At 60.8% G+C, this 22,838-nt stretch carries 22 protein-coding genes; 8 read left to right on the top strand and 14 right to left on the bottom strand.

The annotated features are described in order from the left end of the window. The coding region (locus tag VJ651_RS13395) for a fumarylacetoacetate hydrolase family protein (RefSeq protein WP_324107927.1) at window positions 1-127 on the top strand (127 nt) is incomplete at its 5' end. Window positions 128-211: 84 nt separating this feature from the next. Here the strand turns inward: VJ651_RS13395 and VJ651_RS13390 are convergent. The 4 genes from VJ651_RS13390 to VJ651_RS13375 all read right to left on the bottom strand — a co-directional run bounded on the left by VJ651_RS13390 (window position 212) and on the right by VJ651_RS13375 (window position 5,137). Further along, on the bottom strand, window positions 212-940 hold the full coding sequence (locus VJ651_RS13390) for an ABC transporter ATP-binding protein (RefSeq protein WP_324107926.1): 729 nt from the start codon (window positions 938-940) through the stop codon (window positions 212-214). Window positions 941-951: 11 nt separating this feature from the next. Then, complete coding sequence (locus tag VJ651_RS13385; RefSeq protein ID WP_324107925.1) at window positions 952-2,904, bottom strand: branched-chain amino acid ABC transporter ATP-binding protein/permease; 1,953 nt, start codon at window positions 2,902-2,904, stop codon at window positions 952-954. Between the two features lie 2 nt (window positions 2,905-2,906). Continuing rightward, window positions 2,907-3,797, bottom strand: a complete 891-nt coding sequence (locus VJ651_RS13380; RefSeq protein WP_324107924.1) for a branched-chain amino acid ABC transporter permease — start codon at window positions 3,795-3,797, stop codon at window positions 2,907-2,909. Window positions 3,798-3,979: 182 nt separating this feature from the next. After that, window positions 3,980-5,137, bottom strand: coding sequence for an ABC transporter substrate-binding protein (locus VJ651_RS13375; RefSeq protein WP_324107923.1), 1,158 nt, complete (start codon window positions 5,135-5,137; stop codon window positions 3,980-3,982). Window positions 5,138-5,688: 551 nt separating this feature from the next. Between VJ651_RS13375 and VJ651_RS13370 the strand changes: the two genes are divergently transcribed. Further along, entirely contained in the window at window positions 5,689-6,648 is a 960-nt protein-coding gene (locus tag VJ651_RS13370; RefSeq protein WP_324107922.1) for a transporter, read from the top strand. A 14-nt stretch (window positions 6,649-6,662) separates the two neighbouring features. Beyond that, window positions 6,663-7,103 (top strand): TlpA disulfide reductase family protein, encoded by a 441-nt coding sequence (locus VJ651_RS13365; protein WP_324107921.1) that lies wholly within the window; start codon window positions 6,663-6,665, stop codon window positions 7,101-7,103. Window positions 7,104-7,106: 3 nt separating this feature from the next. On the opposite strand, the gene VJ651_RS13360 is transcribed toward VJ651_RS13365, so the two are convergent. The 3 genes from VJ651_RS13360 to VJ651_RS13350 form a co-directional block, all read right to left on the bottom strand. Continuing rightward, window positions 7,107-8,216 (bottom strand): ATP-dependent 6-phosphofructokinase, encoded by a 1,110-nt coding sequence (locus tag VJ651_RS13360; protein ID WP_324107920.1) that lies wholly within the window; start codon window positions 8,214-8,216, stop codon window positions 7,107-7,109. Between the two features lie 247 nt (window positions 8,217-8,463). Next, window positions 8,464-8,805: a zinc ribbon domain-containing protein YjdM gene (locus tag VJ651_RS13355; protein WP_324107919.1), complete on the bottom strand. Its 342-nt coding sequence runs from the start codon at window positions 8,803-8,805 to the stop codon at window positions 8,464-8,466. Window positions 8,806-8,872: 67 nt separating this feature from the next. Then, window positions 8,873-9,283: a hemerythrin domain-containing protein gene (locus VJ651_RS13350; protein ID WP_324107918.1), complete on the bottom strand. Its 411-nt coding sequence runs from the start codon at window positions 9,281-9,283 to the stop codon at window positions 8,873-8,875. Window positions 9,284-9,554: 271 nt separating this feature from the next. Between VJ651_RS13350 and VJ651_RS13345 the strand changes: the two genes are divergently transcribed. The 5 genes from VJ651_RS13345 (at window position 9,555) to VJ651_RS13325 (ending at window position 16,044) form a co-directional block, all read left to right on the top strand. Continuing rightward, window positions 9,555-10,259, top strand: coding sequence for a hypothetical protein (locus VJ651_RS13345; RefSeq protein ID WP_324107917.1), 705 nt, complete (start codon window positions 9,555-9,557; stop codon window positions 10,257-10,259). A 173-nt stretch (window positions 10,260-10,432) separates the two neighbouring features. Beyond that, a complete protein-coding gene (locus VJ651_RS13340; protein WP_324107916.1) occupies window positions 10,433-11,680 on the top strand; it encodes an efflux RND transporter periplasmic adaptor subunit in 1,248 nt (415 codons plus the stop codon). Further along, the gene (locus tag VJ651_RS13335) at window positions 11,677-12,906 is read left to right on the top strand and encodes an ABC transporter permease (protein ID WP_324107915.1); all 1,230 of its coding nucleotides are present in this window, start codon (window positions 11,677-11,679) and stop codon (window positions 12,904-12,906) included. The genes VJ651_RS13340 and VJ651_RS13335 overlap by 4 nt, the downstream gene beginning before the upstream one ends. Beyond that, on the top strand, window positions 12,899-13,588 hold the full coding sequence (locus VJ651_RS13330) for an ABC transporter ATP-binding protein (protein ID WP_324107914.1): 690 nt from the start codon (window positions 12,899-12,901) through the stop codon (window positions 13,586-13,588). The genes VJ651_RS13335 and VJ651_RS13330 overlap by 8 nt, the downstream gene beginning before the upstream one ends. Window positions 13,589-13,827: 239 nt before the next feature. Next, window positions 13,828-16,044, top strand: coding sequence for an OsmC domain/YcaO domain-containing protein (locus tag VJ651_RS13325; protein WP_324107913.1), 2,217 nt, complete (start codon window positions 13,828-13,830; stop codon window positions 16,042-16,044). Window positions 16,045-16,073: 29 nt separating this feature from the next. Here the strand turns inward: VJ651_RS13325 and VJ651_RS13320 are convergent, their stop codons facing one another. The 7 genes from VJ651_RS13320 to VJ651_RS13290 all read right to left on the bottom strand — a co-directional run bounded on the left by VJ651_RS13320 (window position 16,074) and on the right by VJ651_RS13290 (window position 22,746). Then, window positions 16,074-16,241 (bottom strand): hypothetical protein, encoded by a 168-nt coding sequence (locus VJ651_RS13320; protein ID WP_324107912.1) that lies wholly within the window; start codon window positions 16,239-16,241, stop codon window positions 16,074-16,076. A 115-nt stretch (window positions 16,242-16,356) separates the two neighbouring features. After that, window positions 16,357-17,406 carry a nitronate monooxygenase gene (locus VJ651_RS13315; protein ID WP_324107911.1) on the bottom strand — a complete coding sequence of 350 codons (1,050 nt, stop codon included), beginning with the start codon at window positions 17,404-17,406 and terminating at the stop codon, window positions 16,357-16,359. A gap of 296 nt (window positions 17,407-17,702) precedes the next feature. Continuing rightward, the gene (locus VJ651_RS13310) at window positions 17,703-20,441 is read right to left on the bottom strand and encodes a protein kinase domain-containing protein (RefSeq protein ID WP_324107910.1); all 2,739 of its coding nucleotides are present in this window, start codon (window positions 20,439-20,441) and stop codon (window positions 17,703-17,705) included. 510 nt (window positions 20,442-20,951) lie between these two features. Continuing rightward, window positions 20,952-21,722 carry a PP2C family protein-serine/threonine phosphatase gene (locus VJ651_RS13305; protein WP_324107909.1) on the bottom strand — a complete coding sequence of 257 codons (771 nt, stop codon included), beginning with the start codon at window positions 21,720-21,722 and terminating at the stop codon, window positions 20,952-20,954. Between the two features lie 26 nt (window positions 21,723-21,748). Next, a complete protein-coding gene (locus tag VJ651_RS13300; RefSeq protein ID WP_136416574.1) occupies window positions 21,749-22,027 on the bottom strand; it encodes a hypothetical protein in 279 nt (92 codons plus the stop codon). A 103-nt stretch (window positions 22,028-22,130) separates the two neighbouring features. Beyond that, window positions 22,131-22,394, bottom strand: coding sequence for a hypothetical protein (locus VJ651_RS13295; protein WP_324107908.1), 264 nt, complete (start codon window positions 22,392-22,394; stop codon window positions 22,131-22,133). Window positions 22,395-22,464: 70 nt separating this feature from the next. Then, a complete protein-coding gene (locus tag VJ651_RS13290) occupies window positions 22,465-22,746 on the bottom strand; it encodes a hypothetical protein (RefSeq protein ID WP_136416578.1) in 282 nt (93 codons plus the stop codon). Between the last annotated feature and the right edge of the window lie 92 nt (window positions 22,747-22,838).

Below are 22,838 nucleotides of genomic sequence, written 5' to 3'. Positions count from 1 at the left end.
CACCCCTCCAGGCGTCGGCATGGGAATGAAACCGCCGCGCTTCCTCAAGCCGGGCGACGTCGTCACGCTCGGCATCGATGGACTCGGCCAGCAACGGCACGATGTCGTCGCCTATCGCAAAGGCTGAAGCATCGGTTCAATGCACATGTCGGCGCAGGGCTTCCATCCGAACTGCGGAAGTCCTGCGCTGCGGCGGCCCGGCAATGCCGCGTCAGGGTTCACAGGCTTCACCGAGATAGGCTTCGCGCACCTTGGGGTCATGCAGCAATTCGTCGGCCGCGCCCGCCATGGTAATCAAACCGGAATCCATCACGTAGCCGCGGTCGGCCGCTTGCAGGGCAAGGCGGGCATTCTGCTCGACCAGCAGGACCGTTACGCCCTGCGCCGCGATGTCGCGCACCACCTGGAAGATGCGCCCCACCATGATCGGCGCCAGCCCCATCGATGGTTCGTCGAGCAGCAGCAATTGCGGCCGGCTCATCAGCGCGCGCGCCATGGCCAGCATCTGCTGCTCGCCGCCGGAGAGCGTGCCGGCCAGCTGGTTCTGGCGCTCCTTCAGGCGCGGGAACAGCTCCAGCGCCTGGCCCAGGTCGGTGTCGATATCGCCGCGTGTGCGCGAACGCGTGAAGCGTGGAAATGCGCCGAGCAGCAGGTTGTCCTTCACGCTCATGGTGGAAAACACGCGCCGTCCTTCCGGCGAGTGAGCCAGGCCGGCGCGGGCAATGCGGTACGAATCCATGCCCGTCACGTCCTTGCCGCCAAAGAGGACGCTGCCGCCTTTCGGCTTGAGCATGCCGGAGATGGCGCGCATGGTCGTGGTCTTGCCGGCGCCGTTGGAGCCGATCAGGGTGACTACCTTGCCCTTGGGTACGTCGAGGGAAATGCCGTGCAGCACCTCGACCTTGCCGTAGGCGGCGTGCAGATTTTGAATGGTAAGCATGTGGACCTCTCTTAAGCTGCCGCGGCACTGTCGGCGCCGCCACCCAGATACGCTTCGATCACGCGCGGATCGGCCTGCACCATGGCGGGCTTGCCATCCGCGATCTTCTGGCCGAAGTCGAGCACCGTGACCGTGTCGCAGATCGACATCACCACGTCCATGTGATGTTCGATCAGGATCAGGGTGATGCCGTGCTCGCGGATCTTGCGGATGATCGAGACCAGCTCCTTGATGTCGGGCGCGGTCAATCCTGCGGCGGGCTCGTCGAGCAGCAGCAGATTTGGATTGAGACCCAGCGCACGGCCGATTTCCAGCAGGCGCTGCTTGCCGTAGGGCAGATTGCGCCCCTCTTCATTGGCGAGCTCGGGCAGGCCGACGAACTTCAGGATGCTGGCCGCGCGAATGCGCGCGCTGCGCTCCTCCTCGCGATAGCGGCGCGTCTGCAGCATCACGTCGAGAATGTTCGACTTGAAAGTGTGATGCAGTCCCACCAGCACGTTTTCGGTCGCCGTCATTTCTCCGAACAACTGCACATTCTGGAAGGTGCGCGCCACGCCGCCCAGGGCAATCGCCGATGGCGTCGCGCCGGAGATCACGCGGCCGTTGAATTCCACCGCGCCCGCCGTTGGCTGATAGATGCCGGTGAGCACGTTCATCATGGTGCTCTTGCCGGAACCGTTGGGGCCGATCAGGCCGTGGATGGAACCAGTGATCACGTTCAGATTGACCTGGTTGAGCGCCTTCAGGCCGCCGAACTGCATCAGCACCTGGCGTGCGGCGAGCAGGGTGCCGTCGATCTTCACGCTTTGATCCGGCGCCGCCCATGCATGCTTCTCGTCGCCTTGCTCGTGGTACTCCTGATGACGGTGCACGGCCTGCGGGCGAATCTTTTCGACGACGCCGCGCAGATAGCCAACGATGCCGTCCTGCAGGTAATACACGACGAAGAGCGTCATCAGGCCGAAGATGGTCAGACGCCAGTCGGTGATGTTTTCAAGGCGATAGGAGAACACCGCCATGCCGATGGTCGATGCCATCGGAACCATCACGTCGCGAATCGACCTTGTCTTCTTGCTCAGCATGAAGGCGCAGCTTGCCAGCACCACGACGGCGGCGGTCACGGCAATCTTGCGGAACAGCTCGATGTCCGACAGCAGGCTGGGCAGCATCACCACGATGAGCGCGCCGAGCAGCGCGCCCGAGCGGGTCTTGCGACCGCCCATGATGACGGCCAGCAGGAACAGGATGGTCAGTTCGAAGTTATAGGTATTCGGCGAAATGTACTCTTCCGAATACGTGTACAGGCTGCCGGCGAGCCCGGCCAGCCCAGCGCTGATGACGAAGGCGTAGACCTTGTAGCGATATACCGACACGCCCATGCAGTCCGAGGCAACCGGACTGTCGCGCAAGGCCTGGAAGGCCCGACCCAGGTGCGACTTGAGGATGCGATGGACCACGATCAGGGACAGCACCATCAGCACGGCAACCACATAGAAGTACGCAACCTCTCCCAGCTTCACGCCGAAGAAGGACGGCTTCGCCACCTTGATGCCGAGCGGGCCTTCGGTGAGGAAGGTCATTTCGTTGATCAGGATCTGCACGATGGTGCCGAAAGCAAGCGTCACCATCGCCAGGTACGGACCGGTCACGCGCAACGCAGGCAAAGCCAGCAGTGCGCCGAACACGGCCGTCACGGCGATGCTTGCCGGTACCGCGATGAGGAACGGCATGCCGAGCTTGAATACCAGGACGCCGGTGGTGTACGAGCCGATGCCAAACAGCGCTGCATGGCCGAGCGACACCTGTCCCGTATAACCCACCACGATGTCCAGCCCGAACAGCAGGATCGCGTAGATCAGGATGGTTTCCGCGAGGTGGATGTAATACGGATTGTGGAAGACCTGCGGAAACAGCGCGAGCGCGGCGATGCCGAGCAGGGCAAGAATGCGATTTTTGTTGAGCATGTTTACACCTTCTTGATCGCAGCTTTGCCGAACAGGCCGGCAGGTTTGACGGCCAGCACCAGCAGCAACAGCAGCAGGCCCGGCACTTCCTTGTATCCGGTCGAAATGTAGAAGCCGGTCAGCGTTTCGGCGACGCCCAGGATCAGGCCGCCGACGATCACGCCGACACCCGAGGTCAGGCCGCCGATGATGGCCACTGCGAAGGCTTTCAGGCCGAGCGCCGAACCCATGGTCGCGCCGGTCAGCGTCAGCGGCGCGACCAGCACGCCGGCAAAGGCGGCTGTCGCGGACGACAGGGCATAGGAGAAAGTGATCACCATGCTGGTGTTGATGCCCATCAGGCCGGCCGCGTCACGATCGTTGGAGGTGGCGACCACTGCCTTGCCGTAGATCGACTTGCGGTTGAACAGTTCGACCGCGAACATCATCGCCAGTGCGCCGAGCACCACCACGATCTGCATCGGCTGCACGTTGGCGCCTAAGACTTGCAGCGGCGCGGCCGACAGCGGCGAGGGGAAGGTGAGGTCATCCTTGCCCCAGATGTTTTCTGCGACGTTCTTGAAAATGATCGCCAGCGCGATGGTGGACATGATCCAGCCGAATTCCGACTTGATCTTGATGGCCGGCCGCACGCCTATCCATTCGACGACGGCGCCTTGCAGCGCGCCGAACAGGATCACCAGCGGAATCATCAGCCAGTAGTTGAGATAAGGCCCGCCGTGGATGTTGCCCACCAGGCTGAGGCCGACCAGTGCGCCGAGCATGAGCGCTTCGCCCTGGCCGAAATTGAGGGTGCCGGAAGTCGCGAAGGTGAGCTGATAGCCGAATGCGATGACGGCGTAGATCATGCCCAGCGCGATACCGCTGAATGCGAGTTGGAGAAGGATGTCCATGATTACCTTGGAAGGTGGAGCGTGCAATAACGCTCCCTCCCCTTCAAGGGGAGGGTTGGGGTGGGGATGGGTTGCGGGAAGTACAGCGGAAACCCATCCCCCTCCCAGCCTCCCCCTTGAAAGGAGAGGAGCGTTCTCTCATGAGCGGAGTTATTTAATACTTCGAGAGGATGCAAGCGAACTTACTGCGCACGCACCACATGTCCGCCCTTGACCATGCCCATGACCGGCATGCCAGTCTTGACGGCTTCATGGTCGGCCTTGCTGAACGGCTTGTCGTAGGTCGTCACGACACCGTCAACCTTGGCTTGCAGGCTTTCCAGCGCGGCGCGCACCTTCGTGCCTTCGGTCGAACCGGCCTGCTTGATCGCTGCGGCCAGCAGGTAGACCGAGTCGTAGCCCTGCGCGGCGGAGACCGGCGAGGGGATGCGGCCGTTGGCCGGCTTGTAGGCGGCGACGTAGGCGTCGATGAAAGCCTTGCGCTTCGGCGTGTTGGCTTCCTGGATGAAGGTTTGCGGCATCAGCGCGCCTTCGCCGTTCTTGCCGGCGTTGTCGATGAAGTTGCCCATGGAGAGCGTCCAGCTGCCGATCATCGGCACTTTCCAGCTCAGCTTTTCCATGCCGTTGGCGATCTGGGCCAGTTCGGGGCCGATGCCGTAGGTCAGGATTGCTTGCGCGCCGGCCGCCTTGGCCTTCAGCAGTTGCGCCGTCATGTCGACATCCTTGATGTTGAACTTCTCGACGGCGACCGGCTTGACGCCTTTCTTGTCGAGCGCCTTCTCCAGGTCCTCGCGGCCGAGCTGGCCGTAGTTGGTGGAGTCGGCCAGGATCGCGACCTTGGTCAGCTTGCGCTTGCCGATGGCTTCATCGACGATCATCGCGGACTGGATGGTGTCGTGCGCGGCATTGCGGAAAATGTAGTTCTCGGGCTGGTCATCGAACTGGTGCGTGACCAACGTGCCGGTCGCCACATTGTTCATGACGGGGATCTTGGCTTCCTGATAGAAACGCTGCGAGGCGAGCGACACGCCGGTGTTGATGAAACCGACGGTGGCGACGACTTTTTCCTTGTTGATCAGTTCCTGCGCCACTTGGACGCCGCGTTCGTTCTTCGCTTCGTCGTCGCGCTCCACGAGCTGAATCTGGCGGCCGAGCACGCCACCGTTCTTGTTGATTTCGGCGACGGCCAACTTCACGCCGTCACGCATCGAAACACCCATGGGAGAAGAGCCGCCCGTGAACGGCCCGGACACGCCGATCTTGATGGTATCTGCGGCGATGCCCGCGACGGACCAGCTTACCAATGCAGCAGCAATCAGCGTTTTCACTTTGTATGTCATGTCTTCCTCTAACTTTTATCTTCATTTTGGAAACGTGCCGGATGATTCCGACATCGAATGTTACGTATCGACGACGACGCCATTCGACTGGCACCGACGGTCTTATCCGTAACGTGAGAAGGGTATTACGAGATGCGCACATACGCAAACAGTATAACTACGTAGTTATAGAGGAAAAATTGACGCGGACTTATCTGTATGGCAATGCTGCCATTGAGGCGGATAAAAAGAATATGTCCCGATGAATAAGGGAAAGACGGATATCGATTCAATAACTGCCGGATGGCAGCTCCGGGCTCTTTTGTCGCTCCGATACCACTCATTTCACAGATACCTTGCATGTTCGTGACACGGCCGGAAAGGATACCGATCATGCTGGAGGTTTTCCGGAAAAATTGATCCAGATTAACTTTAAAGATTCTTTTCAAATATATGATTTATTCCGTGCGGAAAGACGGCAGTCCGAATAGCGACTGCCACGCGCTTCGGCTTGCATTTTGACCCGACGCATTGTTGCTGCAATTGACACACTACTCACTCGACACTTGAACATGAAGATTCCGAAGCTATTGCTCCTCGCCGCTGCCGTCAGCGCCATTCCCTCACTGAGCTTCGCCAGCTGCGGCGCCGCCTTTTGCACGGTCAATTCCAACTGGACATCGGAAAGCGCGATGGTGGATGCGACTTCGTCCTTCGATTTGCGCTATGAATTCATCAAGCAGGACCAGCCGCGCAGCGGGACCGACAACATTGCGGTCGGCCAGATCCCGCATCACCATGATGAGGTCAGCACCTACAACCGCAACCTTGTCGCCACCTACAGCCACAGCTTTGCCTCCGGCTGGGGCGTGGCGGTGATCGCGCCGCTGGTCGATCGCGATCACACGCACATTCACAATCATCGCGGCGGGCAAATCGTGGAGCAATGGAATTTCAGCGAGCTGGGCGACATGCGCGTCATTGGCCGCTACCAATTGCCGATGCTAGGCGATCCGATCAACGCCAGCACCGCCGGCTTCACCTTCGGATTGAAGCTGCCGACCGGCAGGACCGATGTCGCGAATGGCGATGGCGACGTGGCCGAGCGCAGCCTGCAGCCGGGAACAGGCACCACCGATCTGATCGCCGGCGCCTACTACCACCAGAAACTCCCGCTCAGCAATGCGTCCTGGTTCGCGCAGGTCCAGTATCAGCATGCGTTGAATGAACACGACGGATTCAAGCCCGGCGCGCAGTTCGGCGCGGACCTCGGCTATCGTTATGGCGTGAGCGACAATCTGGGCGCGCTGGTTCAACTCAATGCCGTTGTCAAGCATCGCGACAGCGGCACCAACGCCGAACCGGCCGACAGCGGCAGCCGCTCGGTATTCATCAGCCCCGGACTCAGCTATGCGGTGGCGAGCAACCTGCAGCTGTATGGCTTCTACCAGCATCCGGTCTACCAGGACGTCAATGGCGTTCAGTTGACCGCGAAGCGCGCGTTCGTGCTTGGCCTGAGCGGACGCTTCTGACTACGAGGAACGCGATGCTGAAACGGATCCTGATCTTGCTGCTGGCCATGCCGCTCCTCGCGCAGGCAGCCTCGTCCACGTTTTCATTGGTTGATATGCAGGGGAAAACGCACACGCTGGCGGCGCATCAGGGCAAATGGGTGCTGGTCAACCTGTGGGCGACTTGGTGCGTGCCCTGTCTGAGCGAGATGCCGGAACTGGAAGCGCTGAGCAAGTCGCGCGACGATCTCGTGATTCTCGGCCTCGCGGTCGATGGGCAAAACCCGCGCAGGGTGGCGCAATTCGCCGAGAAAATGCGCGTGACCTATCCGATCATCGCCGGCGACGAGGAAATGGCAAAGCAGTTCAAGCCGCGCGGATTTCCGACCAGCATCCTGTACGACCGCGCCGGCAATCCGGTGCTGGTCAAGGAAGGCGCGATCACCCGCAAGGAAATCGAAAGCGCCTTGCGCTAAATTTTAATCCCCGAAACAAATGCCCAGGTCGCGGCCGGTCTGCAGCGTATCGCTGTCCATCGGCACGGCCTTCATGCGGCCGGCGACTTCTTCGAGCGAGACATAATCCACGTTCGGAAAGGCGAGCGACACCATCACGCCCGACAAACCGTTGTCGAGCCCGCGCACGGCGGCCGCGCCGAAACGCAGGGCCGCCAGCCGGTCGAAGGAAGTCGGACTGCCGCCGCGCAGCAGATGGCCCAGCACCACCACGCGCGCATCCTTGCCGGTGCGCTCCTGCAATGCCTTGGCCACGCGTTCGCCCATGCCGCCCAGACGTTCGGCGTGGCCGACTTCGGCAGGCGCGAGCACTTCGCGATGACCGTCCACCGGTTGCGCGCCTTCGGCCACCACCACGATCGAATACATGCGCCCCAGCTTGTCGCGGCCGCGCACCTTGGCGGCGACCTTGTCGATGTCGAAGGGAATTTCCGGAATCAGGATGCTGTGCGCGCCGCCGGAAATGCCGGAGTGCAGCGCGATCCAGCCGGCATAGCGGCCCATCACTTCCACCACCATAATGCGCTGGTGGCTTTCGGCGGTGCTGTGCAGTCGGTCGAGGCACTCGGTGGCGAAATCCACCGCAGTGTCGAAGCCGAAGGTGGTGAAGGTCTTGTCGAGATCGTTGTCGATGGTCTTGGGCACGCCCACCACGCGCAAGCCCTTGCGATGCAGCGCGTTGGCAATGGTCAAGGAGCCGTCGCCGCCGACCGACACCAGCGCGTCCAACCCTTGCTTCGCAAAGAACCGCAGCACATCGTCCGAGCGGTCGATTTCCTTTACCGTACCGTCGGGCATCGTGACCGGGAACTTGAGCGGATTGCCCTTGTTGGTGGTGCCGAGGATGGTGCCGCCCAGATGCGCAATGCCGCGCACCTTGTCGAGCGTGAGGCGGACCACGCCGCCTTCGGGATAGCGTTCCGGACAGAGTATGCCGTTGAAGCCGTCGCGGATACCGACGCATTCCCAGCCGCGCTTGACGGCGGAGACGACGACCGCGCGAATGACGGCGTTGAGGCCGGGTGCGTCACCGCCTCCCGTATTGATGGCAATGCGTCGGATCGGATTGGACACGGAAACTCCTGCTGCGAGATGAGGAAGGGGAGTGGGAAAGTATCCCCGGCGGCCATGAGCAAGTCAATGGTGCGCCGCTGGCGTCCGGTGCGATGGCAGGAAGGTCAAAACCATCGTCCACGGAAATCACGGAATACACGGAAAAAATGCAAAAGGCTCTTTCCGTGTATTCCGTGTATTCCGTGTTTTCCGTGGACCGAGTAGTGGGTACAGACAATCGCCCTGCAACAGGAATTGAAACGCGTTATCAGGCTTTCCGCAGATAGCAGGCCTTCAGCATGAAGCTGCCTGCATCCATCTTGCAATCGACTTCATGATCGCCGCCGACCAGGCGGATGCTCTTGACCTTGGTGCCCATCTTCAGCGTGATGGAGGATCCCTTGACCTTCAGGTCCTTGATGAGCACCACGGAATCGCCGTCGCTCAACACATTGCCGTTGGCATCTTTCACCACCGCACCCGAACTGTCGTCGGTCTTGGCGGTTTCCACCATGGGCCACTCATGCCCGCAGTCGGCGCAAACATAGTTGCTGCCGTCCGGGTAAGTGTTTTCCATGGAACATTGCGGGCAGGGTGGGAGTGCGGACATGATTTCCTTCGGATTACAAGCGGTTCAAAGGTTGGAAAGTATAACCGCTTGTAATGAATTCGAGAAATCAATAAGCCTCGATGGCCGGATAGAACTCGGTGTTTTCCTTGCGCATGCGGTCCCACAGTACGCGCAGGACGTTATTCGCGTCGGAGCGGAATTCCTCGGGCTTGCTGCTCAGTGTCACCGGCGTGTTCCACCTGCGTGCAAAACTGAGATAGGCGTGCGCGATGCTGGTCATCTCGTCCTGATACTTCTTGCCCATTTGCGCGAGCGAGGCGTCGCCGGTTTCCTTCAGTGCGGGATACAGAACTTTGTCCTCGACGGCCAGATGCAGCTTGATGGTGGAGCTCATCGAGACGATCATGCGCGCGATTTCATCTGCGTTGGTGCGAATGCCGCTCTTGACCAATGCCCTCAGTCCGGTGATGCCTGACAGGATTTCAACATGCTGCTGCTTGAACTTGTCGATGTTCATGACTTCTCCTTAGCGATCTAACAAAAGTGCAGTGGGGACGGGGCCGGCGTCCGGTTTGTGTATCGCTTGCAAGCGTTGATGTAAAGCAATTTTAAAGAAATACGCTAAAAGATGCAAATAAAATATATGTTTAAATTTTCAGCCTTGCTTCGGTATTTTTCATGGGGTTTTCACTCTTGAAAACAGGTGAGACGACACTTCGTTGGGAAGGCATGGGTGATAATACGTAGGTGATTTCACTAATCTTTTCGGACGGGCTTTCAAGACAAGCATGGATAACTTTCAAACTTTTGATTCCCGCCTGTTCGACCGCGTCGGCTTGAACCGGCACGCGATTTTCGATCTGGATGCGCTGCCCGCTGACCTTGCCGCATCGGTGCGGGCGGACTGCGCGGACACGCAGCGCTATCGCCAGCTCATCCTGCTCGGTCACGCCGGCAGGCGGCTCTGGGAATCGGTCAAGGCTTCCGACGTCGATGCGCAGCATCCCATCGATGATTTCACCGTGCGCACCGTGCAGGACTGGTTCGCGCAATACCAGCCGCAACGCGCTTACGAAATTCTCTATCCCGGCACGGCAAGCATCGGCTTGCAGCGGCTCGGCCAACTGGCCGGATGGCACCATGCCACGCCCTTCATGGTGGGAATCGATGAGGAGTGGGGAACCTGGTATGCGTATCGCGCGGTGATCGTCGCCGATACCGCATTCATGCCGACCAGGGCGATCGTGAGTGAGCATCCGTGTACGCGCTGCCCTGACAAGCCTTGCATAGCGCACTGTCCGGCATCCGCTCTCGACGGTGGCCGATTCAGCCTGGAAAAGTGCATCGGCTATCGCAAGCGGGCCGACTCGCGCTGCAAGGAAACCTGCCTCGCTCGCATGAGCTGCCCGGTCGGCAGCACGCATCGCTATGACGACGAACAGATCCGCCATACCTATTCGCTCTCCATGCGCGCGATCGAACAGTATTACTGACGATACATGGCTATGCCTTGATCCAGATTCTTCTCCGACGGTGCATTTCGTCGTACCGTAGATGGTGAAGGCAGGGACAAGATTGACATGAGTCAACGATTTTCCGGAGACACCTCTCGATAACGGAGTTCGCCGGACCTCTCCGGCCATCAATGCAGGAGTGTACGTTGGGCATGCCAGGACTTTCCGAATCGTGGCACAAGCATCGCGGGATGTTTGTCGTGCTGGCCATCGCCTTGGTGGCCGCTGCGTTCTTCATCGTGCGCGAGGTTCTCGGGCCCGAGGTAAATGCCTATGCCGTCACCCGCAGCGACATCGTGCAGACCGTCGTCGCCAGCGGCCGCGTCGAAACACCCTTGCGCGTCGACATCGGCAGCCAGATTACCGGCACCGTGGCCGCCATCCCGGTGGCCGAAGGGCAGTCCGTACATGCCGGCGAATTGCTCATTGCCCTGGAAAACAGCGAAGCGAATGCCTCCGTGATGCAGGCGCGCGCCGCCGTGACGCAGGCGCAAAGGCGGCTCAACCAGTTGCAGGAAGTCGGCCTGCCCACCGCGCAGCAAGGTCTGCGGCAGGCGGAGATCGGGCTGCGCAATGCGCAACGCCAATACGACAGGACCAGGGAATTGCGCAGCAAGGGCTTCGTCGGCGAGGCGCAGCTTGACGAGACGCAACGTGCGCTCGACATGGCGCAAAGCCAGTTACGCACCGCGCAGTTGCAGGTGGAGACCAACAAGCCCCAGGGCAGCGATTATCAGATGGCAAGGGCGGCACTGGAGCAGGCCCAAGCCAGCCTGCACATGGCGCTCGCGCGGCTGGATTACACCAGCATCAAGGCGCCGGCCGACGGCACTCTGATTGCACGCAATGTCGAACGCGGCGACGTGGTGCAGCCCGGCAAAACGCTGATGGTACTGTCGCCGGCCGGGCAGACGCAGCTCGTGCTGCAGATCGACGAGAAGAATCTCGGTTCACTGCGCCTCGGCCAGCATGCGCTCGGCTCGGCGGACGCGTATCCGGAGCAACGCTTCAACGCCGAGCTGGCCTACATCAATCCCGCGGTGGATCCGCAGCGCGGATCGGTCGAAGTCAAGCTCAATGTCCCGCAGCCGCCGGCCTACCTGCGGCAGGACATGACGGTATCGGTCGACATCGAAGTGGCGCGCCGCACCAATGCCATTGTTGCGCCTTCCGTCGCGGTGCATGACATCGGCGGCAAGGCGCCGTGGGTGATGAAGGTCAACGACAGCCACACCCGGCGCCAGGCGGTCAGGCTCGGTGCGCGCGGAAGCGGCATGGTCGAAATCCTCGACGGCGTGCAGGTGGGCGATGTGCTGCTCGCCGCGACCCAAACCGATATTTCCGAAGGCGAGCGGGTACGTGCGGTGATGCAGCCCGCCAACCATCAGCCCCGGCCATGAACGATCTCTTTCCATTCGAATGGATTGCGGCGATCCGCTTCCTGCGAGAAGGGCGCCTGCAGTCCTTGTTCATCATCTGCGGCGCGGCCATCGGCGTCGCCGTGATCGTGTTCATGTCGGCGCTGCTCGACGGGATGCAGGCCAACATCTTTCGTCGCGTGCTGAGTTCGCAGGCGCACATCGTGCTGGAGCGGCCGAAGCAGGTGGCGCGCGCCTTGCGTCCGCAGGAGTCGGGCCGCTCGACACTGGCGACCATCCAGAAGCCCTCGCAGCGTTTGAGCTCCATCGATCAATGGCAAAAGGTCCGCGATGAAATGAGCGCACGCCCCGATATCGAAGCGGTATCGCCGACTGTCTCGGGGCCGGCCTTCGCGGTGCGCGGCGATGCCAGCCAGGCGATTTCGCTGATCGGCATCGATCCCGAGCAATACATCAAGATCGTGCCGTTGCCGGAGAAAATCGTCAAAGGCACGTTTCGCCTGACGAATACCGATATCTTGATCGGCAGCCAGCTTTCGGACGACCTCGGCGTGCAGGTGGGCGACAAACTGCGCGTGGCCACCGCATCCGGCGGCAACCTCACGCTGACCATCGCCGGCATCTTCGATCTCGGCAGCCGCGGCGCCAACCTGCGCAATGTGTATGTGCTGTTGTCCACCGCGCAAAACCTGATCAACCTGATCGGCGGCGTCTCCAGCATCGACCTCACGGTGCACGATCCTTTTCAGGCCGAGGAGATTGCCCAGTCGATTGCCGCGGAAACCGGACTGGATGCGCTGTCCTGGATCAAGTCGAACAATCAGTTTTTCCTCGGCCTGAATGCGCAGAAGTTTTCCAGCCAGATGATCCGGCTGTTCGTGGGCCTGTCGGTGGCTGCCGGCATTGCCAGTGTGCTGGTGGTGTCGGTGGTGCAGCGCTCGAAGGAAATCGGCATCCTGCGCGCCATGGGCGGCTCGCGCGGGCAGATCATGCGCGTGTTTCTGATCCAGGGAGCGCTGGTCGGCCTGCTCGGTTCGCTGCTGGGTTCGACCATCGCCGTCGGCCTGCTGGCGGTATGGCGGCTGGTAGCCAAGAATCCGGACGGCACGCCCATGTTCGCGATTACCGTGCAGCCCTCGCTGTTCATCTGGGCCGCGGTCGTCGCGACGCTTACAGGACTGCTTGCCGCCGTCACGCCCGCCTTGCGCGCTGCGCGCCTGGAACCGGTGGAGGCGATTCGTGGCTGACGAAGTCCTGCGACTGGAGAACATTTGCAAGTCCTACGCCATCGGCACGCCCGCCGAAACCGAAGTCCTGCATGGCATCGACCTGAACTTGAAGAAGGGCGAGTTCTGCGCCCTGATCGGGCCTTCCGGTTCAGGCAAGAGCACGCTGCTCAATATCGTCGGCCTGCTGGACCGTCCCACCAGCGGCAAGCTCTATCTCGATGGAGAAGACACAACGACACTGGACGAGGCGGCGCTGACCCGCCTGCGCGGCCACAGTATCGGCTTCGTGTTCCAGTATCACCATCTGATTTCCGCCTTCACTGCGCTCGAAAATGTGATGATGCCGATGCTGCTGGAGAACGGGCGGCCCAATGCGGCGATGCGCGTCAAGGCGTGCGAGCTGCTGGAAAACGTCGGCCTCACGCAATGGCAGGACCATCTCGCCACCAACATGTCCGGCGGTCAGCAGCAGCGCGTCGCCATCGCGCGCGCGCTTGCCCTGCAGCCATCGCTCGTGCTGGCCGATGAGCCGACCGGAAACCTCGATACCAAGTCCGCCAATGCGGTGTTCGAGCTGATGCGGCATGTGGGCGCGACCAGCGGAACGACTTTCCTGTTCGTCACCCACAACATGAGCCTGGCAAAGCAGTGCGACCGGACTGTGGAACTGGTTGACGGACGTATCGTCGGAGAAAAATAAATAAGGCGGCCTGATGTCCTTATTGCTCTGCATTGCGCGTTTATGCAACGCAGGGCGTTTCATGTCCGCATTCTGCGGCATACCGGACCATTGAATGAAGTAGGCGAGGACTGTGCCGCGACAAGCGGACATGCGACTACGTTAAAAAATCTTCACTTGCTCGCATTTTCCTCTGCGGAACGCCCTCTTGGCGGATAATGACGGCTACCTCATTCTGAGCAGCATTTTTGGAAATCCCCATGGAAATTAAGGTCAATTTTCTCGACAAGCTTCGTCTTGAAGCCAAGTTCGACGATTTCACAGTGGTGGCCGATCAGCCTATCCGCTATAAAGGCGACGGCTCCGCGCCCGGTCCCTTCGATTACTTTCTGGCCTCGTCGGCCTTGTGTGCGGCTTACTTTGTCAAGTTGTATTGTGCAACTCGCAACATCCCGACCGAAAATATTCGTCTGTCGCAAAATAATATTGTTGATCCGGAAAACCGTTACAAGCAGATTTTCAAGATCCAGGTCGAGTTGCCGGCGGATATCTCCGACAAGGACCGCCAGGGAATCTTGCGCTCCATCGAGCGTTGTACCGTGAAAAAAGTGGTGCAAACGGGACCCGAGTTTGTGATTGAAGAGGTCGAGAATCTGGATGCCGATGCGCAGGCCTTGCTGACCTTGAAGCCGGCTCCTGACGCCAGCACCTATATTGTTGGCAAGGACCTGCCGCTGGAGCAAACCATCGCCAATATGTCGGGCGTTCTGGCGGACCTGGGCATCAAGATTGAAATCGCTTCGTGGCGCAATATCGTTCCCAATGTGTGGTCGCTGCATATTCGCGATGCGCACTCGCCGATGTGTTTTACCAATGGCAAGGGAGCGACCAAGGAAAGTGCGTTGGCGTCGGCGTTGGGAGAATATATTGAGCGGTTGAATAACAACCATTTCTACGCCGGGTCGTATTGGGGGGAAGACATCGCCAACGCGGAGTTTGTCCATTACCCGAACGAGCGCTGGTTCAAGCCCGGCCGGAAAGATGCGCTGCCGGCTGAAATTCTCGATGAATACTGCTTGCCCATTTACGATCCCGATGGCGAGCTGCGTGCCTCGCACCTGATCGATACCAACTCGGGAAATGTCGAGCGCGGTATCTGTTCGCTGCCCTTTGTGCGGCAGTCGGACGGTGAAGTGGTGTATTTCCCGTCCAACCTGGTCGAAAACCTCTACGGCAGCAACGGCATGAGTGCCGGTAATACGCTGGCCGAAGCGCAAGTGCAATGCCTGTCCGAAATTTTCGAGCGGGCGGTCAAGCGCGAAATCCTGGAAAACGAAATGGCACTGCCTGATGTGCCGCAGGAGGTGCTGGCGAAATACCCGCGCATTCTGGCCGGCATTCAGGGCTTGGAGGAGCAAGGCTTTCCGGTGCTGGTGAAAGATGCGTCGCTGGGGGGAACCTACCCGGTGATGTGCGTCACCTTGATGAACCCGCGGACTGGCGGTGTCTTTGCGTCGTTCGGCGCGCACCCGAGCTTTGAGGTGGCGCTGGAACGCAGTCTCACGGAATTGCTGCAGGGGCGCAGTTTTGAAGGCCTGAACGATCTGCCTCAGCCCACCTTTGTCAGCGAAGCCGTGACTGAGCCGAATAATTTTGTTGAACACTTCATTGATTCCAGCGGTGTCGTGTCGTGGCGTTTTTTCAGCGCCAAAGCGAATGTCGATTTCGTCGAGTGGGATTTTTCCGGCCAAGGCGAGAATTCCAATGCCGATGAAGCCGCGACCTTGTTCGGCATTCTTGAAGACATGGGCAAAGAGGTGTACATGGCGGTGCATGACCAGCTGGGCGCCACCGCGTGCCGGATTCTGGTACCCGGCTATTCGGAAGTTTTCCCGATAGAAGACCTGATCTGGGATAACACCAACAAGGCACTATTGTTCCGCGAAGATATCCTGAACCTGCATCGCCTGGACGACGCCGGCCTGGAAGCGCTGCTCGAGCGTCTGAATAACAATGAGCTCGATGAATACTCCGACGTCGCTACGTTGATCGGCATCGAGTTTGACGAGAATACGGAATGGGGGCAGCTGACCGTTCTCGAGTTGAAGCTGCTCATTCATCTCGCCTTGCAGCAGCTTGATGAGGCGCACGAGCTGGTGGGCGCCTTCCTGCAGTACAACGACAACACGGTCGAGCGCGGATTGTTTTATCAAGCCTTGAACGTGGTGCTGGAGGTGCTGCTCGATGACGAGCTGGAACTGGACGATTACGAGGCCAATTTCCGCCGGATGTTTGGCAATGCGCGGATGGACGCGGTGCTGAGCTCGGTGGATGGCAGCGTGCGCTTCTTTGGCTTGACGCCAACCAGCATGAAGCTGGAGGGACTCGACCGGCACAGCCGCCTGATCGACAGCTACAAGAAACTGCATATGGCGCGCGCCAATGGCGCGGCGACAGCCGGTCAGGATTGCGCGTGATGGTTTTCTGTCTTGTTACCTGATGCTGCTCATCGCCAGACGAGATTGAACACAAGGTCGACGAGATACATCGAGCCGATGACCGCCGATGGAACGCCGATCACGAACATGATGGCGTAGAAGCGATCCTGATTTCGGCCTTCGTCGGTGTGGCGAGGGTGGACTTGATGTGCCGGGCTGAACAGATGCAGTTTCATGGCTTGCTCCCGTTGCTTTATTCTTGCCTGCAACTTGAGTATAGGAGCAAGTTTTCGGCGTACAAGCTTGATCCAATGAAAACTTGATCTAGCCCCTGGCACACCGTTTCTTGATTCAAGCAGTCAAGGCCAGCTTGGCAGCGAGCTGGCGCGTCAGTTCCGCCGCCGGAATTGCCTTGCATCCAGTCGCGTTCTGGCCGCTCCACAGCGGAGAGAAATCACCCGATCCCTGGCTTTCCGCCTTGGCGCGCAGAGGAGCAACGGCGGAGGTTGCCAGGGGAAATGGCGGCGCTTCGGCGGCCATCGGTCCTACTTCCCGGATGATGCGGTTCACGATGCCGCGCGCCGGGCGTCCGCTGAAGATGTTGGTCACTGCGGTATGGCGCGCCGCTTCGCTGGACAGGGCGGCGCGATAAACGTCACTGATTGTTGTTTCCGGGCAAAGCAGGTAGGCCGTGCCAAGCTGCACGCCGGCGGCGCCCATCGCCATGGCGGCCGCCACGCCTTCGGCATCCGCGATTCCGCCGGCCGCGATCACGGGCACTTTGACTGCCCGTACCAATTGACGCAGCAAGGCAAAGGTCCCCATCTGGGTCGTCATATCGTCGGTGAGGAACATGCCGCGATGTCCTCCGGCCTCCAGCCCTTGCGCGATGATCGCATCCACGCCGCGCGCCTCCAGCCAGCGCGCTTCGTCCACGGTCGTCGCGGAAGAAAGAATCTTCGCGCCGCAACGCCGCGCGCGTTCGAGCAGTGCATCCGTCGGCAGGCCGAAATGGAAACTCACCACCGCCGGTTTGCATTCATCCAGCACCTCGGCCGCGGCCTCGCTGAACGGTTGCCGGCCGGGCCCGACGGGAATGCTGTCGGGATCGATGCCGAATTCCTTGTAATAGGGCGCAAGCCGGGCGCGCCAGCGCGTCTCGTATTCCGGTTTGGCTTCGGGCGGCGTATGGCAGAAAAAGTTGAGATTGAACGGCTTGTCGGTCTGCGCCCGGATGGCGGCGATTTCCTTGCGCATCGCGTCCGGGCTCAGCAATGCGCAGGGCAGGGAGCCGAGGCCGCCCGCGCCGGAAACGGCAGCAGCCAGCGCGCTGCCTTGCGAACCGGCCATCGGGGCTTGAATGATCGGCAGGGTGATGCCCAGGAGCGTTTGCAGATTCATTTGACAGTCCTTGTGAAGTGCTCAGGAGGATTGGCGCGCGCAGGAGGTGCGGCGCAGCGTTCAGCTCTGGCGATGATATCGCTTTTGCAAGAGAGGCGCGCGCACGTACCCGTACGCCAGGGGGATTGCATGAAGCTGCTGCTCTGTCCACGGAAATCACGGAAATCACGGAAAGAACTTGTGTTGTATTTTTCCGTGTATTCCGTGTTTTCCGTGGACAATCGATTCTCTTGCCCGCGCAATGCCGGCCTACATGCAGTCGCCTTGACGTGCGGGCAGCAGGTGTGGAAGCTCGCCTATCGCGTTTCGCTGGCTACCGGTGCGGAAGGCGATCCGCCTTGCTTTTCTTGCGCACCGCGCGAGCGTGCTGCTGCCTCGTCTCTGGCAGCGCGCAAGGCGTTTTCGGAAAACACCAGTTTGCCGTTGTCGGTGCGCTTGTCGTCGCGGAACTCGCCTTCCCAATAGCTGCCGTTGGCCCAGGTGTAACGGCCCTGACCCTGGCTCTTGCCGCGTACCCATTCGCCGCTGTAGACGTCGCCGCTCTTGAAGCGGGTGGTGCCATGGCCGTGCGGAACACCGTCCTTGACCTCGCCTTCATAGCGGCTGCCATCGGCAAACACGATGGTGCCTTTGCCGTTCGGCATGTCGCGCGCCCATTCGCCGCTGTAGCGCTGGCCGTTGGTCCAGATGAATTTGCCTTGTCCTTCCTTCTTGCCGCGCACCAGCGTGCCTTCGTATTGATTGCCATTGGTCCAGACCACCTTGCCGGTGCCGGACATGACACCGGTCTTCGGGTCGGAGGTGAAATCGCCGGTCAGCACGGTCTTGTCATCCATCGTGAGCGTCTTCTTGCCGGAAGTGCGCGTCTCGGGTTTCGGTGTCGCCTCGGGCGCCGACGTCGGCGGCGAAGAGGCGCTCGATTCCGACGGTTTGATGCTGGCCAGCTTGTCGGCCTTCTCGGGCGCTTTCGCTTGCTCCGTCGCTTGCGGTTTCGGCATGGCAGGACGTGGTGTGGCCGCGGACTCCTCGACTTGCTCGGCGCGCTTGATGCTGGCCAGCTTGTCCCTTGCGGCTGGCGCATGGCTGCCCGCTGGATAAACGTTCAGATAGGCTTCGTAGGCGGGTGCGGCGTTGATGCCAGTCGCCGTCTTCCAGAGATCTTCCTCGGCCGGGGAAGCGCCGGATTTGGCGCTGGATGGCGCGGCTGCGTCCGAGGTGTCGGGCGTCTCCTTCGGCTTGGTCTGCTCCGGGGCAGACGAGGTGCTCGACGGCTCGCTCAATGCGACTTGCGGCTGCCGGCTCTCCAGTCGGCGTCGCGCGGCGGCGGCATGGCGGCCTTTCGGGTAGGCGTCGAGATACTTTTCATAGGCGCTCGAAGTGTCGGATGCATCGGCTTCCTGCCACAGTTCACGCTCGGACGGCGGACGTGGCGGCGCGGCCGGCGCGCGGCTCGATGCGGGCAACTCTGCTGCTTTGCTTCCCGAATCGGTCGCGGCGATCTGCGGCGCGCGCGCCGGCGCCCTGGCCGTCGGTGCAGGCGATGTCGAGGCTGCCGGCGGTGACGGTGGTGCCGCCGGTGCAGGTGATGCATTTGCGCTCGCCTGGCTTGCCGGCTCTTCCTCCGGCACTTCGCTGGCACCGGAGGATTGCATCGTCGTGCCGGACGACGCGGCGGTGGTCGGGCCGGACGGTTCGCGCCAGGGCTGATGCGTGCCCAGATAGACGCCCGACGCGATTCCGGCGGTGAGCAGCAATCCGAGCACCAGCCATGCGGGCTTGTCGCGCTGCGGCCCGCTTTCCACCGTCCGGTTCAGGCCCCAGGCTTGCTGCCATTGGCCATCGGACGGCGCGGCAGGAGCAGGTTCGGCTTCCCGTTCCGGCTCCGGTGCGGGATCGAGGTGCGGCTCCGTCCGCGGCCTGTTGCCGGATCTGATGCCTGGCGTGATGGGCGGTACCGTGGTGTGTTTTTCCTCGGCCCTGGCTGCTGGCGGCGGGTTCGGCTTTTGTTCGGCGATGCGCGTCGTGCGTACCGCCGTCGTGTCCCATTGCGAAGTCACGCGGGGCAGCGTGCGCGGCACGGTTTCCATGATGTCGAGCGCGCGGCGCAATTCCTCGATCGAGCGGAAGCGCTGTTCCGGCTTCACCGACAAGGCCTTGTCCAGCACGGCGAGGAAGCCGGGGCTGTAGCGGCCTTTGCCGGCTTCGCGCGCCGGCACCAGTTCATCATGCACCATGCGCGCAACCGCCGGCGGCGGCGCCTTGCCGGTGATCAGGAAGTAGACCACGGCGGCGAGCGCATAAATGTCGGTCCACGCGCCCTGGCGCAGGCCGGCAATGTCCGCGTATTGCTCAATCGGCGCGAAGCCGGGTTTCAGGATCACGGTCAGGCATTGGGTCAGGTCGCCGATCACGCGGCGCGCCGCGCCGAAGTCGAGCAGCAGCGGGCGGCCGTCTTTCAGCAGCAGGATGTTGTCGGGCGCGATGTCGCGATGCAGGCATTGCGCGCGGTGGATGGTGTCGATCGCATCGAACAGGTCGGCCAGCAGCAGCCGGATCCATGGCTCGCTCGGCGTGATGCGGCGTTCCTTCAGGGCGCGCTTGAGGGTGATGCCTTCGTAGAACGGCATCACCATGTAGGCGGTGCCGTTGCCTTCCCAGAAGCGATGCACCTTGACCAGCGACGGCGAATCGAATTGCGCCAGCATGCGCGCTTCGTTGATGAAGCTCTTCAGGCCGGCGGTAAACGTGGCGGCGTTATGCTGCGAACGGACGGTGACGGCCATGCTGGTGGTGCGCGTTGCCAGACCGGACGGCATGTATTCCTTCAGCGCGACATGACGTTCCAGCGAGTGGTCATAAGCCAGGTACACGATGCCGAAACCGCCTTCGCCGATCAGGTCGAGAATTTCGAATTCGCCGAGGTGCGTCCCGACCGGCAGAACATTCACGCTCTGGTCCGGGTCGCTGTTCGGAGCCGGCCTGAACGGCATTCTCCGCGTGCGCACCATCGTCTTGTCATTGTCTTCTTTCGTCATAGGAATCTACCGATTTTCAAGGCGCTGCATTCGGCTGGTAAAGCATGCTCTGCCGGATTGCCGCAGCGGCGAACGCGGCTTGCAGAAGCACCGCCGTTTCTAGCAGCTTTAGTGCCAGAGCGTGAAATCCATCGCACCGCGAAGCGTGAATGGATTCCGGTGCGTGCCGCGCCGCGAAATAGCAGGGTGGACGGGTTTTTCACATGCCTTGTACGCGTAGGTGGCGCTGCCGATCCGGCGTGGCTGGCCGGTGTGTGTCGGTTTTTACACGACACTGTCGAAGACATGTCGACCAGAGTGTCGGAAAACGCGCGACATGCCGCTTGCCGGTATCCTTCCAGGTCGCATTGTCGGAAAGAATCTGCGCCCGTCTTGCGGGCAGTGGGATTGCCTGTCTGCGCGTTCATGCCATGTGCCCCAGAGGGTCGTAACATGATCGTCGGATTATGCGGGCAGGGCTTGATCTGAATCGCAGTTTGGGCGATTTGTGCGTGTTTGCGACACCACGGGTCAGAGCGCCGGATTGAGAACGGTCTTTTCGGTACTGTACAAGTCTTCGGCGCGCACGACGACCACGGAGACATTGTCGCTGCCGCCGTGGTCGAGCGCGAGTTGCAGCAGCGTCTCCGCTGCCTGGCGACAATTGCCGGTCACCAGCGCGCTGCGCATGTCCTGTTCGCTGACTTCATTGCTCAGACCGTCGCTGCACAGCAGAAACATGTCACCGTCCATGACTTCCAGCATTTCTTCATCGAGGTCTAGCGTATCGGCTGCGCCGATGGCGCGCGTGATCAGGTTGCGTGCGGGATGATGCAGCGCCTCTTCGGCGCTCAGCGTGCCGCTCAGCTTCAGCTCTTCCACCTGGCTGTGGTCGCGCGTGAGCGGCCGCAGATGGCCGGCGCGGCAGAGATAAATCCGGCTGTCGCCGGCCCACAGGCAGGCGCATTCACCGCCGCAGGCGAGAAGCACCACAACCGTGCTGCCGATGATTAGCACGTCGCGCATGGCGGCCTCCGACCGCAGGTTGCGATTGACCGATTGCAGGCGTTCGCGCGCGCGGGCAACGAAGTCATCCAGACTGTCGGGCGGCGGGATGGTAACCAGGGATTCGACCACCATGCGGCTGGCGAGATCGCCCAGGGTGTGGCCACCCATGCCGTCGGCCACGACCCACAGGCCGCGCGCCGGCTCGTCGAGGCAGGCATCCTCATTGATCTGACGGACCATGCCGGTATGCGAGCATGAGAACGAGGTCCATCCAAATTCGGCTTCACAGGACACAAAAAACCTCTGCGGTTCAATGTTGGTCAAGATTTGTTGTTGGTGCTCTTCTCGTCCAGGCCGATGTTGATATTCGAATTGGGCGCGGAATTGTTGACGTCGACGACCTGGATCTGGTTGATCATCTGATCCGCGAAGTTGTTGATCTGGTAGAAGTTGATCACCGGGCCGAAACTGGGCGTGGCGTTGACATAGGGCCGAATCCAGCCATAGACCCACGATGCGCCGCCGCCGCGGATGAATGACATCGCGCCACGATCCAGCGTCCGGTCGGTGCGGAGGTCCTTGATGGTGATTGCAGCCATGTCCTGTCTCCAAAATGTTTCGTCGAGTTGGTTCGAGCTTGTTGTTTTCAAAACGCTGCAAGGAAAATGCAGCGGCGATCCTTGAACCGTCGCTGCTGACTGCTTACAACGTTGCCTGAGCGCTTGCGAATTGCGCCGGGCTGACATCGAGCTTGAGCGGTCCGAAGCCGGCGCCGATCACACCCACATTGTTCAGTGCATTGACGTTGATGTTCTGCAGCTGCGCGATGTTCTGGTTGACGTCGACATTCACATTGGCGACCGGCCCCAGCCCTTTCATCCAGGAATTTCCGCCGCGGATGCACGACAGCGCCTTGCCGTCGAGTTCCCGGCTTCCAGCCAGGTCATGTATCACGATATTGGACATGCGAGTTCTCCTTAAATTCTCTGAAATCGGGTGGAGGCATCAGATTTGCAGTGCCCCCACCGCGTATCGATTAACCGAAGTTGATCTTGTTGGTGCCGGTTTGCGTCGGGTTGACGTTGGCCGTGATGTTGTCGGCGAAGGCGACGTTATTGCCGTTGTTGACGACGGTGTTCTGGCTCTGCGACAGCAACTGGCTGGCGTCGAAGGAGAAATCGTTCTTGTCGACGCTGTAGGAGGGGCCGCCCCAATAGGAGGGATAGGAGCCCTTGCCGGTGCCGCCGTGCACGCTTGCCATGGCGTCGCGGTCGAGTTCTTCGGTGCGGGACAGGTCTTTGATGGTCAGGGTTTTCATGGTGATGTTCCTTTAAAAAAAGTGATTCGGGTCTGGTTGGGTTGGTGAGCGTTTTGTTGCACTCGACAGGGATATCGCAGGGACTGTGCCAG

This window comes from Noviherbaspirillum sp. (assembly GCF_035254865.1).
Lineage (GTDB): Bacteria > Pseudomonadota > Gammaproteobacteria > Burkholderiales > Burkholderiaceae_D > Noviherbaspirillum.
The sequence above is the reverse complement of the archived record's forward strand: the minus strand, read 5'-3'. Positions and strand labels throughout refer to the sequence as shown.

Excerpts from the sequence above, each read along its gene's own strand:
- VJ651_RS13390 (WP_324107926.1), bottom strand. The coding sequence starts at position 940 with ATGCTTACCATTCAAAATCTGCACGCCGCCTACGGCAAGGTCGAGGTG.
- VJ651_RS13385 (WP_324107925.1), bottom strand. The coding sequence starts at position 2,904 with ATGCTCAACAAAAATCGCATTCTTGCCCTGCTCGGCATCGCCGCGCTC.
- VJ651_RS13380 (WP_324107924.1), bottom strand. The coding sequence starts at position 3,797 with ATGGACATCCTTCTCCAACTCGCATTCAGCGGTATCGCGCTGGGCATG.
- VJ651_RS13375 (WP_324107923.1), bottom strand. The coding sequence starts at position 5,137 with ATGACATACAAAGTGAAAACGCTGATTGCTGCTGCATTGGTAAGCTGG.
- VJ651_RS13370 (WP_324107922.1), top strand. The coding sequence starts at position 5,689 with ATGAAGATTCCGAAGCTATTGCTCCTCGCCGCTGCCGTCAGCGCCATT.
- VJ651_RS13365 (WP_324107921.1), top strand. The coding sequence starts at position 6,663 with ATGCTGAAACGGATCCTGATCTTGCTGCTGGCCATGCCGCTCCTCGCG.
- VJ651_RS13355 (WP_324107919.1), bottom strand. The coding sequence starts at position 8,805 with ATGTCCGCACTCCCACCCTGCCCGCAATGTTCCATGGAAAACACTTAC.
- VJ651_RS13350 (WP_324107918.1), bottom strand. The coding sequence starts at position 9,283 with ATGAACATCGACAAGTTCAAGCAGCAGCATGTTGAAATCCTGTCAGGC.
- VJ651_RS13345 (WP_324107917.1), top strand. The coding sequence starts at position 9,555 with ATGGATAACTTTCAAACTTTTGATTCCCGCCTGTTCGACCGCGTCGGC.
- VJ651_RS13340 (WP_324107916.1), top strand. The coding sequence starts at position 10,433 with ATGCCAGGACTTTCCGAATCGTGGCACAAGCATCGCGGGATGTTTGTC.
- VJ651_RS13335 (WP_324107915.1), top strand. The coding sequence starts at position 11,677 with ATGAACGATCTCTTTCCATTCGAATGGATTGCGGCGATCCGCTTCCTG.
- VJ651_RS13325 (WP_324107913.1), top strand. The coding sequence starts at position 13,828 with ATGGAAATTAAGGTCAATTTTCTCGACAAGCTTCGTCTTGAAGCCAAG.
- VJ651_RS13320 (WP_324107912.1), bottom strand. The coding sequence starts at position 16,241 with ATGAAACTGCATCTGTTCAGCCCGGCACATCAAGTCCACCCTCGCCAC.
- VJ651_RS13315 (WP_324107911.1), bottom strand. The coding sequence starts at position 17,406 with ATGAATCTGCAAACGCTCCTGGGCATCACCCTGCCGATCATTCAAGCC.
- VJ651_RS13310 (WP_324107910.1), bottom strand. The coding sequence starts at position 20,441 with ATGACGAAAGAAGACAATGACAAGACGATGGTGCGCACGCGGAGAATG.
- VJ651_RS13300 (WP_136416574.1), bottom strand. The coding sequence starts at position 22,027 with ATGGCTGCAATCACCATCAAGGACCTCCGCACCGACCGGACGCTGGAT.
- VJ651_RS13295 (WP_324107908.1), bottom strand. The coding sequence starts at position 22,394 with ATGTCCAATATCGTGATACATGACCTGGCTGGAAGCCGGGAACTCGAC.
- VJ651_RS13290 (WP_136416578.1), bottom strand. The coding sequence starts at position 22,746 with ATGAAAACCCTGACCATCAAAGACCTGTCCCGCACCGAAGAACTCGAC.